The following is a 17,867-nucleotide window of genomic DNA, read 5'->3' on the forward strand; positions in this document are numbered from 1 at the left end:
GAGTTCCCTCATGGGTCTGAATTGCGCTCGTCGGCTCGATCAGGGAACTTTGAGTTCCCTCATGTGTCCGTTTCGCGCTCGTTGGTCCGATCAGGGAACTTTTAGTTCCCTCATGTGCCCGGATCGCACTCGCTGGCTCGATCAGGGAACTTTGAGTTCCCTCATGCGTCTGAATCGCGCTCGTTGGTCCGATCAGGGAACTTTGAGTTCCCTCATCCGTCCGATTCGCGCTCGCCGGCTCGATCAGGGAACTTTGAGTTCCCTCATGCGTCCGATTCGCGCTTGTCGGCTCGATCAGGGAACTTTGAGTTCCCTCGTGCGTCCGATTCGCGCTCGTCGGCTCGATCAGGGAACTTTGAGTTCCCTCATGCGTCTGAATCGCGCTCGTTGGCACGACCAGGGAAGTTTGAGTTCCCTCATGTGTCCGCTTTGCGCTCGCTGGCTCGATCAGGGAACTTTGAGTTCCCTCATGCGTCCGATTCGCGCTCGTGGCTCGATCAGGGAACTTTGAGTTCCCTCGTGTGCCCGATTCGCGCTCGCTGGCTTGATCAGGGAACTTTGAGTTCCCTCATGCGTCTGAATCGCGCTCGTCGGCTCGACCAGGGAAGTTTGAGTTCCCTCATGCTTCCGATTCGCGCTCGTGGCCCGATCAGGGCGCGCCGGGCTCCCTCGTTCGTACTGCCATCCCGGCAAGGCCATGCATCGCCGTGCGCGACTTGACGAACGAATGCCAAAAAGCCGCCCTAGCTGCAAAGACAGCAAGGCGGCGTGGAGGGAAGCCTCCTGGGAGGCTGGCTGCCGGAGGGCAGCCTCCTCGTGAAGGCTAGCTCCCGGCGGGAATCCGCAAGTACGGCTTCAGCCCCTCCCACACCTGCAGCCGGTCCTCCAGCGTGCGCATCGCCGGAGTCGGCACGGGGCTCGTCGACGGCATCCGCAGCAGATCGAGGCCCGCCAGAGCCGGATGGTCCTTGAAATGCTTCACATAGATCGAATGCGACTTCGTGCCGTTGAAGGCGAGCGCACGCAGCGTCGGATGCGCCTCGACCAGTTCCGGCAGATCGTTCGGCTCCGCGTCGCGGATATTCATGTCGAGGCTGCCCGGCCGGACGCATGAGCCGATCATGTCCCACATGCCGACGCCGATGCGGGCGGCGTAGCGGACGCGCTCCTCGTACGTCTCGTCCGGCTCGCGGCCGGACAGGGCGTACAGGATGCGCCATAGAAAATTGCGGTCGTTCGCATAGTAGCGCTGCGCCTGCAGCGACTTGACGCCGGGCATGCTGCCCAGCACGAGCACGGTCGCCCCCGGCTCGATGAGCGGCGGGAACGAGTAGACTTTGGTCGGCTCCGACAAGCGGATCCCTCCTCGGGACGGCAAGTCGAGACGGGCCGGCGCCAGCTCTATATCTGGCCGTTCTTGCCCCGGAAGGCCGGCGGCGTGCCGTCGAGCTTCTCGATCTTGCCGCAGATTTCGTGATGCCACTCCGTATCGTCGGTCATCGACGCCAGCAGCGACATATTGTACAGATTGGCCAGACGCCGGCAATGCGAGGCGTTCACCGCCAGGCAATGCTCGAAGTCCGCTTGCTCCTCGTCCGTCAGCGCGCGGCGCTCGCGGATCGTCCACAGCTCCGCCAGATGCTCATGAATCGGCAGCAGTCCCATGTTTCAAGCACCTCCTTGGATTCTATCAGCCAGTATGGCCAAAGAAGAAGAGGTTCAAGCAGCCGGCGCCGCCGAAAGCGAAAAATCCCCGCCCTTCCAAAGGAAGCGGCGGGGAACGAAAAAGCCCTTTACTTGATGAAGCCGAGCAGCATCTCGCGAATGACCTTGGAAGCGACGATCTGCGTCTGCTCCGTCGGGTCGTAGGCCGGCGCGACCTCCACGAGATCGCAGCCGACGACGTTCACGCCGGAGCGCGCGATCGCGTGCACCGCTTCGAGCAGCTCCTTGCTCGTAATGCCGCCCGCTTCGGCGGTGCCGGTGCCCGGCGCGGCCGACGGATCCAGCACGTCGATGTCGATCGTCAGGTAGACCGGACGTCCTTCCAGCTCCGGCAGCGCCTTCTTGAGCGGCTCGAGCACCTCGAACGGGTGGAAGTTGATGTTCTCGCGGGCGAACTGCCACTCCTCGCGGGAGCCGGAGCGGATGCCGAACTGGTAGACGTTCTGGCCGCCGATCAGGCCGGCCGCCTTGCGCAGCGGCGTCGAGTGGGACAGCGGCTCGCCTTCGTACGATTCGCGCAGGTCCGCGTGGGCGTCGAAGTGGATGATCGCGAGGTCCGGGTACTTCTTGTAGACCTCCTGGAAGATCGGCCAGCTGACGAGATGCTCGCCGCCGATGCCGACCGGCATCTTGCCGTCCGCCAGCACGCCGGCGACGAACTCGCCGATGATGTCGAGCGAGCGGGCCGCGTTGCCGAACGGCAGCAGCAGGTCGCCGGCGTCGAAGTACTCGATGTCCTCGAGGCTGCGGTCGAGGTACGGGCTGTACTCCTCGAGGCCGATCGACACCTCGCGGACGCGGGCCGGGCCGAAGCGGGAGCCGGGACGGAAGCTCACGGTGAAGTCCATCGGCATGCCGTAGATGACGGCGCGCGACGCTTCATAGTTCTCGGAGCTCAGGATGAAGACGTTGCCGGAGTATTTCTGGTCGATTTTCATTTATTTCACCAGATCCTCGACGAACTTCGGCAGCACGAACGCGGCCTTGTGCAGGCGCGGCGTGTAGTACTTCGTCTCGCGCTCCGGAATCGCCGTCTCGTCGACCGCGAGCGGATCATGCTGCTTGGAGCCCATCGTGAACGTCCAGAGGCCGGACGGATACGTCGGCACGTTGGCCCAGAACACGCGCACGACCGGGAACACTTCCTTGACGTCGCGGTTGACGCTCTGGATGAGGTCGGCCTTGAACCAAGGGTTGTCCGTCTGCGCCACGAACAGGCCGTCTTCCTTGAGCGCCTCGTAGATGCCCTGGTAGAAGCCGCGCGTGAACAGGTTGGCCGCCGGGCCGACCGGCTCGGTGGAGTCGACCATGATGACGTCGTATTCGTTCTTGTGGTCGTGGATATGCATGAAGCCGTCGTTCACATGCACCTCGACGCGCGCGTCGTCCAGGCCGGATGCGATGTTCGGCAGATACTTCTTGGAGTATTCGATGACCTTGCCGTCGATGTCGACGAGCACGACGCGCTTGACCTTCTCATGCTTGAGGATCTCGCGCACGACGCCGCCGTCTCCGCCGCCGACGACGAGCACCTGCTCCGGGTTCGGATGCGTGTTGAGCGCCGGGTGGGCGACCATCTCATGATAGACAAACTCGTCCTTGTCGGTCGTCATGACCATGCCGTCGAGCACGAGCATCGTGCCGAACTCCTCGGTCTCGATCATGGCGAGCTGCTGGAAGTCCGTCTGCTCGTGGACGTAGGTTTCCTTTACTTTGGCGGTGATGCCGTACGACTCGGTCTGTTTCTCGGTATACCACAATTCCATGGTAAGAGTCCCTTCTTTCTTCTTCAGGTTTGGGGACGGGAAACCCGTCCATCGGAAGACCGCCCCGGCCTGCCGGCTGGCCCAAGCGGCACGCTCCTTCGTCCTCGGACGAAGGCGTGCGCGGCGGAGCGGCCAGAATCTATATCGGATACCAGATATATTCAGGCGCGAGAACTCGAAGCGCAGGGATGCCCCCGAAGGCTCTTACGCATACATTTCTCCCATTCGAAAGGCTGCGGCAAAAGCATATCCTGCCGAATCAGCCCCCTTAAGGTCGACGGTTCAACCTGTATTATAGTCAAAAGCCCCCCTCAATACAAACCCTTTCCGCATGGCTTTACAGCGGTTTTAAAGAGCGGAACGGCCCTCTCGCCGGGCTCGTATATTCATGCCTCCCGATATCCATACTATGGAAAACCATGTCGAATCCTCGGGAGGAACCGCTCGTGACCAAACGTCCCGCCTGGCGCCGGAAAAAGAAGGCCGAAAGCTCGCCAAAGGCCGCCCGGCCGCCTCTCGCCGAAGGCCGCTCCGGCCATCGCTCGCGCAGCCCGCTGCGCTGGCTGGCGCTGCTCGCCGGCACCGGCTTCTCGCTCGCGCTGCTGCTGCTCGCGGCCGTGCTGCTGACGCTGCGCCTGCAGTCGCTGCCCGTCTCGTCCGCGTCGGAGGTGACGCAGATCTACGACGCCTCCGGCAATCTGCTCGACTCCTTCCACGCCGGACAGACGCGAGAAAGCGTGCCCCTCTCCCGCATCTCTCCCGATCTGGTCGAGGCGACGATCGCCATCGAGGACCGCCGCTTCTACAGCCATGGCGGCTTCGACCTGCGCGGCATGGCCCGCGCCGCGCTCGTCAACCTCGAGAGCGGCCGCGCCCGCCAAGGGGCGAGCACGATCACGCAGCAGCTCGCCCGAAACCTCTATCTCACCCATGAGCGCACGTGGAAGCGCAAGCTCAAGGAGGCGGCGTACACCGCCCAGCTGGAGATGAACCTGTCCAAGGAGCAGATCCTCGGCCAGTATTTCAACCAGATCTACTACGGGCATGGCGCGTACGGCATCGAGCGGGCGTCCAAGATGTACTACGGCAAGCACGCTTCCGAGCTGACGCTGGCGGAGGCCGCGATGCTCGCCGGCGTGCCGAAGGGGCCGAAATACTACTCGCCCTATCTGAACGAAGCGAACGCCTATCGCCGGCAGAAGCTCGTGCTCGCCGCGATGGTCGAGACCGGCGCGATCACCGCCGAGCAGGCGGCTGCCGCCCGCGCGGAAAAGCTGGAGCTGAAGCCGCTGCAGCCGGCCGGCAGCGGGGGCGGCGCGCCGTACTTCCGCGACTATGTGCGGCAGACGGCAGTCGACCAGCTCGGCCTCGACGAAGGGCTGATCAGCGAGGGCGGCGCGCGCATCTATACGACGCTCGATCCGGCCATGCAGCAAGCGGCGGAAGCCGCCGTCAAGGAAGGGCTGCCCGCCAGCTCGCAGCAGCAGGCGGCGCTTGTCGCGATCGAGCCGTCGACCGGCTATATCCGCGCGATGGTCGGCGGCCGCGACTACCGCACCGGTCCGTTCAACCGGGCGCTGTCGCGCCGCCAGCCCGGCTCGTCGTTCAAGCCGATCCTGTACCTGGCCGCTCTCCAGAACGGGCTGACCCCGGTGACGCCGTTCACGAGCGCGCCGACGATCTTCAGCTACGACGGCGGCCGCAAGACGTACGCGCCGCACAACTACCACGACCGCTACGCCGGCGGCGACATCACGATGCGCGAGGCGATCGCGAGCTCCGACAACACGTACGCGGTCAACACGATCCTGCGCATCGGCGCCGACAAGGTCGTCTCCGTCGCCCGGCAGCTCGGGCTTGCCGGCGACATGCAGCCGCTGCCCTCGCTCGCGCTCGGCACGTACCCGGCGAGCCCGCTGGAGATGGCATCTGCGTTCGGCGCGCTTGCCGCGGGAGGCGTGCGCGCCGAGCCGACGGCGATCCTGCGCGTCGAGGACAGCAAGGGCGAGGTGCTGTACCGCGCCGAGCCGCGCTTGTCGAGGGTGTCCGACCCCGCTCATGCGTACGTGCTCACCAGCCTGATGGAGAGCGTATTCGAGACCGGCGGCACCGGCAGCCGCGTCTCCGCGATGATCCGCCGCCCTGTCGCCGGCAAGACCGGCACGACGGCCGACGACGCCTGGCTCGTCGGCTATACGCCCGACCTGGCCGCAGCCGTCTGGACCGGCTATGACAAGGGCCGCAGCCTGACGGCATCGGAAGCCCACCGCGCGGCGCCGATTTTCGCCTCCTTCACCGAGAACGCGCTGAGCGGCCGGCCCGCGCGGCCGTTCCAAGTGCCGGACGGCGTCGTCAGCGTCGCCGTCGATCCGGCGAGCGGCCTGCGCTACGGCCCCGGCTGCTCCGGCTGGCGGATGGAGCTGTTCGTCGCCGGCACGGAGCCGGTCGGCGCCTGCGACGGCAGCTCGGCCTCCGGCGCAGAGGCCGTCGCGAATCCCGCTGCCGCCGATCCGTCCGCCAAGCCGGCCCGGGCGGACCAGGAGCGCGGCTGGCTCGGCGGCCTCTCCCGCTGGTGGCGCAAGCGCTAGGGCGTGCTTGCAATCTCCGAAGGAAGCAGATAGGCCCGAATTTTTGTTCCCTGGGAGGAACGTAGACGAAGGCGTACCGGGAGTACGTCGAGTCTGCGTGACGAAGCAGGGGGCAAAAAGGCGGCGATAGATGCCCCTGAGCGGGTTTGCAAACACGCGCTAGCTTCATCGGCCGGGCCTCGGGCCTGCCGCCTGGAGCCGAAGCGGGTGATTAACCCCGATGCGTCGAGTATAATGAAGAAGCAAGGATGGAAAATGTTGACGATAGACTCGAAAAGAAGGCAGGTGTCGATTCATGAAAGACCTCTTGAACAAAGCATTCTCGCTGGGGCTCGGCCTCGCCGCTTCGACGAAGGAGCAGGCGGAGAAGCTGGCGCAGGAGCTGTCGGCCCGAAGCGACATGAGCAAGGCCGACTCGCAGCAGTTTGTCAGCAGCATGATCTCGCGCGGACAGGAAGCCCGCAGCGGCTTGGAGACGTTCATCCGCGAGCGGGTCAAGGACGTCACGGATGAGCTGGAGCTCGTTCATCGCAGCGAGCTGGCGCGGCTCGAGGCTCGCGTCGCGGAGCTGGAAGCGCGGCTCGGCGCCGCCTCTAGCCATGCGCCGTCCGCGCCCGCGGGCGATGCGCCGGCGGCGCTTCCCCATGGAGCGGCCGGCGAAGACGGCGCCTATGAGGGGACCGGCAAGGCCGGCCCCGGCGTGCCGCCGGCCGTCCAGCCGTCCGCAGACGCAGGCGCCGGCCCGGAGCCGGGCGGAGAGCCGGACGGCCACGGCCGATGACGGCCATCCGCCGGCTGCGCCATCTGCAGCGCTATCGCGAGATCGCGCTCGCCTTTGCCCGCAACGGCTTCGGCTATTTCGTCCGGGAGCTCGGCCTCACCCGGCTCATCCCGCATTGGCGCAGCGTCGAGAGCCAGCATCATCAGCCTACCCGCACGACCGGAGAACGCCTCCGGTCTTTTTTGCAGGAGCTCGGCCCGACGTTCGTCAAGATGGGCCAGATCGCCAGCACCCGGCATGACATGTTTCCGCCGGACATCATCGAGGAGCTGCAGCGGCTGCAGGACAAGGTGCCTCCGTTTCCGTTCGAGGAAGTCCGCCGCGTCGTCGAGGAGGAGCTCGGCTCGCCGCTGGAGTCCGTCTATCGCAGCTTCGAGCCGGAGCCCGTAGCCGCCGCCTCGATCGGGCAGGTGCACCGCGCACGACTGCGCTCCGGCGAGGAGGTCGCCGTCAAGGTGCAGCGCCCCGGCATCCTAAAGACGGTCGAGACCGACCTCGACATCCTGCGCCATCTCGCGCGGATGGCCGAGCATCGGCTGCAGTGGGCGCGGCAGTACGGCGCCTCCGAGCTCGTCGAGGAGCTGGCCGCCTCGCTCGGCGCGGAGCTCGACTACACGCACGAAGGCCGCAGCTCCGAGCGGATCGCCGCGCACTTCGAGGGCCGCAAGGATATCCGCATCCCGCGCATCTGGTGGGATCTGAGCAGCCGCCGCGTGCTGACGATGGAATTCATCCCCGGCATCCAGCTCCATGACGCCGCCGCGCTCGAGCAGGCGGGCTTCGACCGCACCGAGATCGCCGAGGCGGTATGCCGCGTCATTCTGGAGCAGGTGTTCCTGTCCGGGCATTTCCACGCCGATCCGCATCCCGGCAACGTGCTCATCCTCCCGGCGGCGGAAGGCAAGCGGACCGGACCTCGGTCCGCCTCTGCCGCGGAGGGCGGAGCAGACGATTCGGACCCGAGACCGCGGCCGGTCATCGGGCTGCTCGACTTCGGCATGACCGGACGGCTGACCCCGGGCATGAAGGAGCATTTCGCCTCGCTCATCATCGCCCTGCGCCGCCAGAGCACCGACGGCGTCATCCAGGCGATCGAGGCGATGGGGCTCATCCCGGAGAGCGCCGACTGGCAGGAGCTGCGGCGCGACGTGGACCGGCTGCGGGAAAAGTATTACCTGATCTCCTTCGCCGACATCAGTCTCGGCGAAGCGGTCACCGACCTGTTCCAGGTGTCGTACCGCCACCGCATCCGCATGCCCGCCGACTTCATGCTGCTCGGCAAGACGCTGCTGACGCTCGAAGGCGTCATCTCCTCGCTCGATCCCGACTTCAGCGTCGTCACCGTAGCCGAGCCGTTCGGCAAAAAGCTGCTGCTCGACCGGCTGAAGCCGGCCCGCCTCGCCGAGGCGGCCGCCGGCTACGCCGCGGAATACGTCGACCTGCTGGGCGAGCTTCCCTCGCGCCTGCGCAGCCTCGGACGATTCGTCGCGCGCGGCAAGCTGCCGCTCGAGCTGTCGGTGAAGGACGTCGACCGCATGATGAAAAAGCTGGACCGCATCAGCGGACGGCTCAGCTTCAGCATCGTGCTGCTCAGCTTCAGCATCATCATGGCCGGACTCGTCGTCGGCTCCTCGATCGGCCGCCAGCCGGGCCTGCTCTCGCGCTTCCCGGTGCTGGAGATCGGCTTCACGATCGCCGCCGTCATGTTCCTTTATATGCTCGTCTCGATTTTCCGATCCGGTCGAAAATGAATCGGCCCGGCCTCCCCGACCGCGCGGGATGCCGGGCTTTTCCATGCTCCGCCCTGCCGAATCGCTCCGTCAGGATTTTTTTGCTTCCCGTCCGTCATCTCCGCGGCGGCGCCGCCATCACCTTCTTCAGCATGCCGCCGAACCGCTTGGCGTACGCCTCCTTGGAAAATGTCGCCCGGATATGCGCCTGGCCGCGCTCGCGTATCCGCTCCCGCCGCTGCCGGTCGTTCATCAGCTCCAGCGCCCTGCGGACCGCGATGTCGACCTGCCCGACCGGGTACAGCATGCCGGTGGCCTCCGGCTGCACGAAGCGGCGGATGCCGTCCGAATCGCTGGACAGCACCGGGCAGCGGCACAGCATCGCCTCGGCGACCGCGTAGCCGAAGCCCTCGAGATGGGACGTCGAGCAGAGCAGGCCGCCCGAATCCCCGATCAGGCTCAAATAATCGGCCATCTGCCCGTGCGGCACGTTGGAATGGCGGATGAGCCGCTCCGCATAAGGCGAGGAGGCGAGCCAGAGCTCGAACGCCTCCTGCTCCAGCGGCTCGAACAGCGTCGCGTCGCCGAACATCCACAAATAAATCGACGGATTCGCCGCCAGCAGCCGCTCGCCGATGGCGATGAACTCCCGCCAGTTCTTGTTGGCGGTAATCCGTCCGATCCAGCCGACGATCGGGTACGGCTTGGGCGGATAGGCGACATAGCCGAAGCCGGACGTGTCGAGCGGATTGTCGAAGCAGAACTGCGGCACATCGGGCAGATGCTGCTTCATCAAGGCGACGAGATGATCCGTGCGGGGGAACAGCAGCCCGTCGGCATGGCGGCGGATGTGCCCGCTGAACTCCGCCATCACCGCCCGCGCCTCCTCGATCCGCCCGAGTCCCTGCACTTCGAAGACGATGCGGCCGCGGTAACCGGCCTCTCGAATATGCTCCATCGTCCAGATGTCCGTGCAGACGACGATGGCGTCGTAGCCTCCGGCGAGGACATGCTGCCCGATCGCCGCGGGATCGGACAGGATATGGACGGGCAGGTCGGTGATGTTCTTCCTCCCTTCCCCGCCGCTCGTATAGAGCAGATGCACCTCATGCCCCGCCTCCGTCAGCGCCTGGCCGCGAATCCGGTTCAACGTCTCCATGCCTCCGCTCGGGTTGAAAAACGTGAACAGCAGCTTCACGGCGGCCCCTCCGTTCCGAGAATCGCGCCGAGCAGGCGGACGAGGCCGTCCGTGCGGAACAGCTCGTGGAACAGGTTCGGCTTGCCCGGCGGCTCGGCCGCATCCGTGCCGCGCCGGATCGAGATCGGCGCCGGCGCAGGGCCGTCTCCGTAGAACCAGGACAGCTCGCCCGGCTTGCCGTTCGCATCCGCGTAGTCGATCAGCTGCTGGAGATCGACCACCTCGCGGAACCGGCCCGGACCGAGCACCAGCACATAAGGCGTCGTCACATGCTGCGCCGCGTACAGAATCGCGGGCGACACCCCCATGCCGGGACACCATTTGAAGCTCGTCGTCGGGTGGGAGATGGCGCCGAGCGCCGACGTCGGCTGCTGAGACTCGGACAGATCGAGCACGATGCAGCTGTAGTTGCTGAACGACTGCTCGTAAAGATCCTCCAGCACCTCGATCTCGTTGTCCAAAGCAAGCCCGAGCGGGAACAGCACGGTCAGCTGGGCCGGAATTCCCCGCCGCAGCCGGGCCTGGTGGCGGACGAGATGATAGGCATAGCGCCATCGCCGATGCTCCTGCGGGCCGCGCAGCTGGGCGGAGATGCTGTGCGCCGAGTCGACCCGGTAGTCCATCAGCTCCACCGGCAGATGCTTCATGCGGCAGGTCTCGCTCAGGCGGAGCCAGTAGTCGTAATCCTCGACTGGCTGCATGCCGTAGCCGGCGATCTGGCGGGCGTACTGCGCTTTGTACATGAACGAGACGCCGACCATGGAATAATCGAGCAGCCGCTCCTCCGGCTGGGCCTGGTAGACGCGCAACGCCGCCAGCTCGGCCTCCGAGCGCAGCTGCCGCCCCTCGTCGTCGATGCTGCGGAACGAGCTGAAGACGAGGCCGAGCTCCGGCGGGCCTTGGACGAGCGCCGAGCGCAGCACGCCGACATAGTCGGGGCCGTACACATTGTCCGTCGAGACCCAGGTCAGGTACAGGATCGCCGGATCGGCGAGCAGCGCCTCGAAGCCCGTATTCAATGCGGCTGCGACGCCTCTGTTGTCCGGATAGGCGATGATCTCCGCCCGCGGATCTCCCGCCGTCAGCTCCTGGACGAGCGGCTCCATCTCCGGCGCTCCGTCGATGACGAGCACGAAGCGGAAGCCGCGATGCGTCTGCGCGAGCACCGACTGTACGGCCGCCGTCAGGAACTCTCTTTTCTGCCTGTAGACCGGCATGACGATTCCAACATCGGTCAATGCTGTCCCTCCTCGCCCGAATTGCCTTCCCTTCTTGCCTCTCCTTCTTTCATCTATATGTAAGGCGCCTCTGCTTGATGAAGAGGCGCCCCGGCCTTTCAGCTGCTGTAGCCGGTAAAGTTGAAGCTTTCCGGTCCGACGCGCAGGATGCCCGCCACGCTGGAGGTGACGAAGACCGAATAGGGAGCGGACGATGCGTTCGGCGCTCCGGAATCGGAGCCGGTGAAGCTGATCGCGCGCGGACCGACCTCCGTCGCGAGCAGATCCTGATCCAGCGTGTAGACGACGGTGCCGGCGAACGGAGTCAGCCCGCGAATGACGTAGAACGAGATGACCGCATCAGCGGCAGCGGTCGGCTGCTGGACCGTGACGGTGCCTGAAAACTCCACTACCGTACCGCCCGCCGTTCCAAGAGACAGATCGAGCGTCTGCTGGGCGACCAGCTGCAGGGAGCCTCCCGATGCAAGCGGAATCGAGATCGAGCTGCCGTAGCTCGCATTCTGCGAGGCTTTGGCATCAAGCCATTGAGACATGAGAATCCCTCCTCGTGCGGTTGATGCCGTAGTATATGCCGGACAAGCGGGGCGGCAACGGACAAGCGCCGAGGGACCGAGGGGCGCTCCGCCTCTGCCGTGAAGCGCCTCTCGGTCCGCACGGCATAGAAACGCACCTGATCCTCGTAGGAACGCATCTTCAAGGCTTGTCCATCGCTGGCTTAAAATGACAGCAGGACCGGCCGGAACGGTCCGGAGGGAGGCGAAGACAGACAAGGCGGGGCATGACCGGAAATGATGAAAGCGTTTTATATCATTGAAGCACTCCAATTGAACGAGGAGGTACATGATGTCCACGAACCTTCAAGCGAAACGAAAGGCTCCGGTTCGAAATCGCTATGTCTCCTGGCTGCTCGCGTGCATGGTGCTGCTCTCGCAGCTGTCGCTGGCGCCTGCGCCGGCGGATGCCGCGGGAGGCCCGAACCTTGCGCTCGGCAAGGCGGCGACCGCGAGCGGCTACGCCGACGTCTACGGCGCCGGCAACGTCAACGACGGCAATGCGGGCACGTACTGGGAAAGCGTCAACAACGCCTTTCCGCAATGGATCCAGATCGACCTCGGAGCGAGCGCCAGCATCGACCAGATCGTGCTGAAGCTGCCGTCCGGCTGGGAAACGCGCTCGCAGACGCTGTCCGTGCAGGGCAGCGCGAACGGTAGCACGTTCTCGACGCTCGTCGGCTCGGCGAGCTATACGTTCAATCCGACCGGCGGCAACGCCGTGACCATCGGATTCTCGGCCGCCTCGGCGCGTTATGTCCGCCTCAGCTTCACCGCCAATACGGGCTGGCCGGCGGGCCAGCTGTCGGAATTCGAGATTTACGGCGCTTCCGCGCCGACTCCGACTCCGACCGCGACGCCGACGGCCACGCCAACCGCGACGCCAACCGCGACTCCGACTCCGACTCCGACGGCCACGCCGACGGCAACGCCTACCCCGACCCCGACGGCGCCTCCGACGGGGAGCAACGTCGCGCTGAACAAGCCAATCACGGCCTCGTCCGTCGTCCATACGTTCGTCGCGACGAACGCCAATGACGGCAGCGCGACGACGTACTGGGAAGGCGGCGGCAATCCAAGCCAGCTGACCGTCGATCTCGGCACGAACCACAGCCTGAGCTCGATCGTCCTGAAGCTTGACCCGTCGAGCGCGTGGGGCACGCGCACGCAGACGATTCAGGTGCTGGGCAATACGCAGGCCAGCTCCTCGTTCACGAGCCTCGTCTCCTCCCAGTCCTACACGTTCAACCCCGCCACCGGCAACAAGATCACGATTCCGGTGACGGCGACGGCCAAGCAGGTGCAGCTGAACATCACCGCCAACTCCGGCGCTCCGGCCGGCCAAGTGGCGGAGTTCGAAGTGTACGGCACGCCGGCGGCCAATCCCGACCTGAAGGTGACGGGCATGTCCTGGACGCCGTCCTCGCCGGTCGAGAACAACGCCATCACGCTGAGCGCCACGGTGCAGAACAGCGGCACGCTCGCCTCCGGCGCGACGACGGTCGCGTTCCTGCTCGGGACCGAGCAGGTCGGCACCGCCGCGGTCGGCGCGCTTGCAGCCGGCGCATCGACGACCGTCTCGCTGAACATCGGCGCCCGCAACGCCGGTACGTACGCGCCCGGCGCCAACGTCGATCCGAACAATACGGTCGTCGAGCAGAACGAGTCGAACAACAGCTACACGCACTCCTCCTCCCTCGTCGTCGCGCCGGTGACGAGCTCCGACCTGATCGCCACGACGTCGTGGACGCCGGGCAATCCGAGCGCGGGCAACACCGTCACCTTCTCCGTCAACCTGAAGAACCAGGGCAACGCGGCCTCCGCCGCAGGCGCCCATCCGATTACGGTCGTGCTGAAAAACGCCGCCGGAGCGACCGTGCAGACGTGGAACGCGTCCTACGCCGGCTCGCTCGCCGCCGGCGCTTCCGCGAACGTCACGGCCGGCACCTGGACCGCCGTCAACGGCAGCTACAGCGTCACGACGACCGTAGCGGCCGACGGCAACGAGGTCGCGGTCAAGCAGCAGAACAATACGAGCACCTCCAGCCTCTATTCCGGCCGCGGCGCCAACATGCCGTTCACGATCCTCGAGGCCGAGGCGGCGGGCAACGCCACGAACGGCACGCGCCTGGCGCCGAACTTCAAGCCCGGCGACTATGCCGGCGAAGCGTCGGGACGCTCTGCCGTCCAGCTGGATGCCAGCGGCGAATACGTCGAGTTCACGCTGACCTCGCCGGCCAACGCCTTCGTGCTGCGCAGCTCCGTCGCCGAGAGCACGAGCGGCACGATCACGCTGTACGCGAACGGCGTCTCCAAGGGCAAGTTCAACGTCACGTCCAAGTTCTCGCATGTGTACGCCACGCCGAACACGCTCGGACGGCTCGGCTATGACAACGCGCCGGGCTCCGGCCTGACCGCCTACTGGCTGTACGAGGACGCGCAGCTGCTGCTCGACACCGTCTACCCGGCGGGCACGAAGATCAAGATCCAGAAGGATGCCGGCGACGTGCCGTGGATCTACGTGGACATGCTCGAGACGGAGCAGGTCGCTCCGGCCGCCTCCAACCCCGATCCGAGCAAGTACGTGCAGGTGTCCGCCTCCAAGTCGATCGAGCAGGCGCTGAACGAGTTCCGCCAGGACTCGACCAAGAAGGGCATCTTCATCCCGGCGGGCCAGTGGGAGCTCGGCAGCAAGATCTATCTGTACGGACGCGCGACGGAAATTATCGGCGCCGGGCCATGGCACACGAAGCTCGTCGCTCCGGCCTCCCAGACCAACACGGATATCGGCTTCAACATCAGCTCGACGGCCAACGGCTCGACGATCCGCGACCTGTCGGCATGGGGCAACTACGTCTACCGCACCGACGGCCCGGGCAAGTTCATCGACGGCAACGGCATGCAGAACGTGACCGTCCAGAACATCTGGGTCGAGCATTTCATCTGCCTGTACTGGGGCGTAAACTCCTCGAACAACACGTTCAAGGACAACCGGATCAAAAACACGTTCGCCGACGGCATCAACATGACGAACGGCTCGTCGTACAACGTCATCGACAACAACTACTCCCGCGGAGCGGGCGACGACGCGTTCGCGCTGTTCAGCGCCGTCGACGCCGGCGGCTCCTACAACGTCGGCAACAAGTACAGTAACCTGACCGCGACCTGCGTGCGCCGCGCCGCCGCGTTCGCCGTGTACGGCGGCTCGGACAACCTGTACCAGAACCTGTACGGCGCGGACACGCTCACCTATCCGGGCCTGACGATCAGCAGCCTGAGCTTCGGCTACAACACGCTCGGCTTCGGCGACAAGGATACGGTCATCGACGGCGTCACGCTCGACCGCACCGGCGGCGACTTCTGGACGAGCGTCGGCGCGGACGACAAGATCAACGACTACCAGAACTTCGGCGCCATCTGGTTCTTCGGCGGCGACCGCACGTTCAAGAACATCCTCGTGAAAAACGTCGACATCAACAACCCGGTCTACTTCGGCCTGATGTTCCAGTCCAAGTCTCCGGAAAATCTGCCGATGCAGAACGTTCGCGTCGAAAACGTCACGATCAACAACCCGTCCCGTTACGGCATCAAGCTCGTCGCCAGCGCGGAGCAGGGCCAAGGGCCGGTCTACGGCCAAGCCAGCTTCACCAACGTGAAGGTGAACAACCCGGGCGTGCAGGCCATCTACGGCGAGAGCAAGAGCCCGAGCTTCACCGTGACGCGCGTAAGCGGCAACAACTGGTAGGGTAGAACAAGAAGAGGCTGCCTCGACTCCCGCAAGCGGAGTCGAGGCAGCCTCTTTTTCATGTCGTGGTCCTATGCCGGGCGTACGGGCACGGCTGCTTCGCCGTCGGCCGGCACAGGCAAAACCATCCGCTGGCCTGCACCGGTCGTCAGCTCAGCCCCGGCGGCTCGCAGCCGCTCGCCTCACTGCGCTCCGGCGTAGTAGGAGCGCAGCGCGTCGGCGATGCCGAGCGGGTTGCGCCGCAGATCCTTGGCGCTGAAGAACAGCTCGCCCGTCACGGAGCCGGCCAGCTGGTTGTAGTCGAGCTGGCGGACGATCTCCGACGACGACTGCCAGCCGGCCTCGGTCGTGCCGAGCTTGTACGGCGAGTGGCCGATGTACAGGTCGACGCCGGTGCCGCGCACCGTGCGCTGCCACCAGTCCGCCACCTTGCCGTACGGCACGGTCGGGTGGGCGAAGCTCCAGTAGATCTGCGGCGCGACGTAGTCGAGCCAGCCTTTCTGCACCCACAGGCGGACGTCGGCGTACATGCTGTCGTAGGCGGTCACGCCCGCCTTCGTCTCGGAGCCGGATGGATCGGTCGACTGGTTGCGCCAGACGCCGAACGGGCTGATGCCGAACCGGATCGAGGGCTTCGCCGCGTGGACCGCCCGGTCGAGCTGCTCGACAAAGGCGTTGATGTTGCCGCGCCGCCAGTCGCCCTTGGACAGGAGCGTCCCGGCGCTGTACAGCTTGTACGTCGCTTCGTCGTCGAACGCCGAGCCGGACGGGTAGAAGTAGTCGTCCAGATGGATTCCGTCCACGTCATATCGCGCCGCCACCTCCACGATCGCGTCGATGACCGCCTGGCGCGCCGCCGGGATGCCGGGGTTGACGTACAGCTTGCCGCCGGAGTTCACGATCCACTCCGGATGCTGGCGCACGATGCTGCCCGCATCGAGCTGGGCCGGATCGGCCGTGCTGGCCGCGCGGAACGGATTGAACCAGGCATGCAGCTCCATGCCGCGCCGATGGGCCTCGTCGATCATGAACGCCAGCGGATCGTAGTCCGCCTTGAGCCCCTGCTTGCCGGTGAGAAACGCGGACCACGGGCTGAGCAGCGTCGGATACAAGGCGTCGCCCGCCGGACGCACCTGCACGAACGCCGCGTTCATGCCCATCGCCTGCAGCTCGTCGAGCAGCGCCGTGAACTCAAGCTTCTGCTTGGCGCTGTCGTTGCTCTTGGCGGAGGCGGCGCTCGGCCAGTCGAGGTTGTAGACGGTCGACACCCATGTCCCGCGCAGCTTGGCCGGGGCGCCCGGGCCCGGCACGACCTGGCCGGGGGTCGGCGACGGCGTCGCGCTCGGGACGGGACTCGTTCCCGGCGTCGCGCTCGGCGCCGGCGTGGCGCTCGGATTCGGACTTGGGCTCGGCGTGGCGCCCGGGCTCGGCGTCGTGCCGGGGGTCGCACTAGGCTCGCCGCCGGGCGAGGTCAGCTTGACGGTCCGGTCGGCGCTGCTCCAGGCGACGCCGAGCCCGAGCTGCTCGCCGACGAAGCGCAGCGGCACCATCGTGCGGCTCTGCTTCATCTGCACGGAAGCGTCCAGCTTCACGCGGGCTCCGTTCACGGTCGCGTAGCTTTGTCCCATGACGAGCGAAATTTCGCTGCCGGACATCGCGATGTCCGCCCGGCGCTCCTTGGCCGACCAGCTTACGGATGCGCCGAGCCCTTCGCTGACGACGCGCAGCGGCACCATCGTCACGTCCGCCTTGGGCACGATATAAGGAGGCGCCTCCGAGACAAGCGCCTGCCCGTCCAGGTACAGCCGGATCTGCGCCGCCGCTTCGGCCTGGCCGGGCACGGCCGCCGCGCCCGTTCCGAGCAGGGCCGCCAGCGACAGCGCGAGCCGCCTGCGGGCGGCGCCGGACGTCCGGTCCGGTTTCCTTGCTTGCTTCACATTCTCATTCCTTCCCCGATAGCATGCTGAATCTTGCGTCATGGCAACGCTTAGTTAGACGCCGTCTCCGAAGAGGAAGTTGCTGGATAAGCCTCGATAGGCGCGAGCGGAAGAGAAACTGCTTAATTTCGCAAGAAGATGCGGAAAGGCGGCGCCTGATGCCGAAGAAGGCGGAATCCGCCCGATTTCTGATCTTTTCATAATATTCTGATTATTTAATCAATTGTAAAGATGAGCTATAATGAAGGCACTCCTCACAGGAAGGGGATAGTCCATTGGAGACGGTAAGCGAAGCATGTCCCCGGCTGGAAGGCAACACGTTCCGGTCGGTGAAGCTGGCTCCCCGTGCAGGGCCGAGCGGACATGCGGGTACAGAAGCTGAAATCTGTTGCGCACACGAACCTGTGGTACATTCTGTATGGAGGAAACGAAATCTGAGACGGAAGCAAGCGTTAGGCTACGCAAGCTGCTGGGAATGGAGTGTCAGTGTCTAATTGAATAGGAACCGGTTTTGCAGGAGATAGGGCTTCTGGTTGTCAGCCGACAAGCAGAGGCCCTATTAGCGTTTTCAGGGCCGTCCGGGAAGGGTATACTGAGGGCACGAAAAG

Annotated in this window: 12 protein-coding genes; 4 read left to right on the forward strand and 8 right to left on the reverse strand. The window is 65.4% G+C overall.

Features of this window, described 5'->3' with window-relative positions; genetic code table 11:
- Nucleotides 1-823 precede the first annotated feature (823 nt).
- From H582_RS0124430 to speE, 4 genes are all read right to left on the reverse strand, one after another.
- Nucleotides 824-1,354 carry a DNA-deoxyinosine glycosylase gene (locus H582_RS0124430; protein ID WP_028600639.1) on the reverse strand — a complete coding sequence of 177 codons (531 nt, stop codon included), beginning with the start codon at nt 1,352-1,354 and terminating at the stop codon, nt 824-826.
- A 47-nt stretch (nt 1,355-1,401) separates the two neighbouring features.
- Nucleotides 1,402-1,665, reverse strand: a complete 264-nt coding sequence (locus tag H582_RS29480) for a DUF7667 family protein (RefSeq protein WP_028600640.1) — start codon at nt 1,663-1,665, stop codon at nt 1,402-1,404.
- Nucleotides 1,666-1,793: 128 nt separating this feature from the next.
- Nucleotides 1,794-2,663, reverse strand: a complete 870-nt coding sequence (speB, locus tag H582_RS0124440) for an agmatinase (protein ID WP_028600641.1) — start codon at nt 2,661-2,663, stop codon at nt 1,794-1,796.
- Nucleotides 2,664-3,491 carry a polyamine aminopropyltransferase gene (gene speE / locus H582_RS0124445; protein WP_028600642.1) on the reverse strand — a complete coding sequence of 276 codons (828 nt, stop codon included), beginning with the start codon at nt 3,489-3,491 and terminating at the stop codon, nt 2,664-2,666.
- Nucleotides 3,492-3,937: 446 nt separating this feature from the next.
- On the opposite strand from speE, the gene H582_RS0124450 reads away from it, so the two are divergent.
- From H582_RS0124450 to H582_RS0124460, 3 genes are all read left to right on the forward strand, one after another.
- Entirely contained in the window at nt 3,938-6,079 is a 2,142-nt protein-coding gene (locus tag H582_RS0124450) for a transglycosylase domain-containing protein (RefSeq protein ID WP_028600643.1), read from the forward strand.
- 295 nt (nt 6,080-6,374) lie between these two features.
- Nucleotides 6,375-6,860 (forward strand): phasin family protein, encoded by a 486-nt coding sequence (locus H582_RS30575; RefSeq protein WP_052333639.1) that lies wholly within the window; start codon nt 6,375-6,377, stop codon nt 6,858-6,860.
- Nucleotides 6,857-8,611, forward strand: a complete 1,755-nt coding sequence (locus tag H582_RS0124460; RefSeq protein WP_028600644.1) for an ABC1 kinase family protein — start codon at nt 6,857-6,859, stop codon at nt 8,609-8,611. Before H582_RS30575 ends, H582_RS0124460 begins: the two co-directional genes overlap by 4 nt.
- Nucleotides 8,612-8,705: 94 nt before the next feature.
- Here H582_RS0124460 and H582_RS0124465 read toward each other — a convergent pair whose 3' ends face one another.
- From H582_RS0124465 to H582_RS0124475, 3 genes are all read right to left on the reverse strand, one after another.
- Complete coding sequence (locus H582_RS0124465; RefSeq protein WP_028600645.1) at nt 8,706-9,788, reverse strand: glycosyltransferase family 4 protein; 1,083 nt, start codon at nt 9,786-9,788, stop codon at nt 8,706-8,708.
- Nucleotides 9,785-11,026, reverse strand: a complete 1,242-nt coding sequence (locus H582_RS0124470; protein WP_028600646.1) for a glycosyltransferase family 2 protein — start codon at nt 11,024-11,026, stop codon at nt 9,785-9,787. The genes H582_RS0124465 and H582_RS0124470 overlap by 4 nt, the downstream gene beginning before the upstream one ends.
- Before the next feature lie 98 nt (nt 11,027-11,124).
- Nucleotides 11,125-11,559 carry a hypothetical protein gene (locus H582_RS0124475; RefSeq protein WP_028600647.1) on the reverse strand — a complete coding sequence of 145 codons (435 nt, stop codon included), beginning with the start codon at nt 11,557-11,559 and terminating at the stop codon, nt 11,125-11,127.
- A 310-nt stretch (nt 11,560-11,869) separates the two neighbouring features.
- On the opposite strand from H582_RS0124475, the gene H582_RS29490 reads away from it, so the two are divergent.
- A complete protein-coding gene (locus tag H582_RS29490; protein ID WP_052333640.1) occupies nt 11,870-15,322 on the forward strand; it encodes a discoidin domain-containing protein in 3,453 nt (1,150 codons plus the stop codon).
- Nucleotides 15,323-15,504: 182 nt separating this feature from the next.
- On the opposite strand, the gene H582_RS0124485 is transcribed toward H582_RS29490, so the two are convergent.
- Nucleotides 15,505-17,259: a family 10 glycosylhydrolase gene (locus H582_RS0124485; protein ID WP_052333641.1), complete on the reverse strand. Its 1,755-nt coding sequence runs from the start codon at nt 17,257-17,259 to the stop codon at nt 15,505-15,507.
- Nucleotides 17,260-17,867 lie beyond the last annotated feature (608 nt).

The organism is Paenibacillus pasadenensis DSM 19293, assembly GCF_000422485.1.
GTDB classification, from domain to species: Bacteria; Bacillota; Bacilli; order Paenibacillales; family Paenibacillaceae; genus Paenibacillus_O; species Paenibacillus_O pasadenensis.

Coding starts and splice junctions, on each gene's coding strand:
- H582_RS29480 (WP_028600640.1), bottom strand. CDS start 1,665: ATGGGACTGCTGCCGATTCATGAGCATCTGGCGGAGCTGTGGACGATC.
- speB (WP_028600641.1), bottom strand. CDS start 2,663: ATGAAAATCGACCAGAAATACTCCGGCAACGTCTTCATCCTGAGCTCC.
- speE (WP_028600642.1), bottom strand. CDS start 3,491: ATGGAATTGTGGTATACCGAGAAACAGACCGAGTCGTACGGCATCACC.
- H582_RS30575 (WP_052333639.1), top strand. CDS start 6,375: ATGAAAGACCTCTTGAACAAAGCATTCTCGCTGGGGCTCGGCCTCGCC.
- H582_RS0124460 (WP_028600644.1), top strand. CDS start 6,857: ATGACGGCCATCCGCCGGCTGCGCCATCTGCAGCGCTATCGCGAGATC.
- H582_RS0124475 (WP_028600647.1), bottom strand. CDS start 11,559: ATGTCTCAATGGCTTGATGCCAAAGCCTCGCAGAATGCGAGCTACGGC.
- H582_RS29490 (WP_052333640.1), top strand. CDS start 11,870: ATGTCCACGAACCTTCAAGCGAAACGAAAGGCTCCGGTTCGAAATCGC.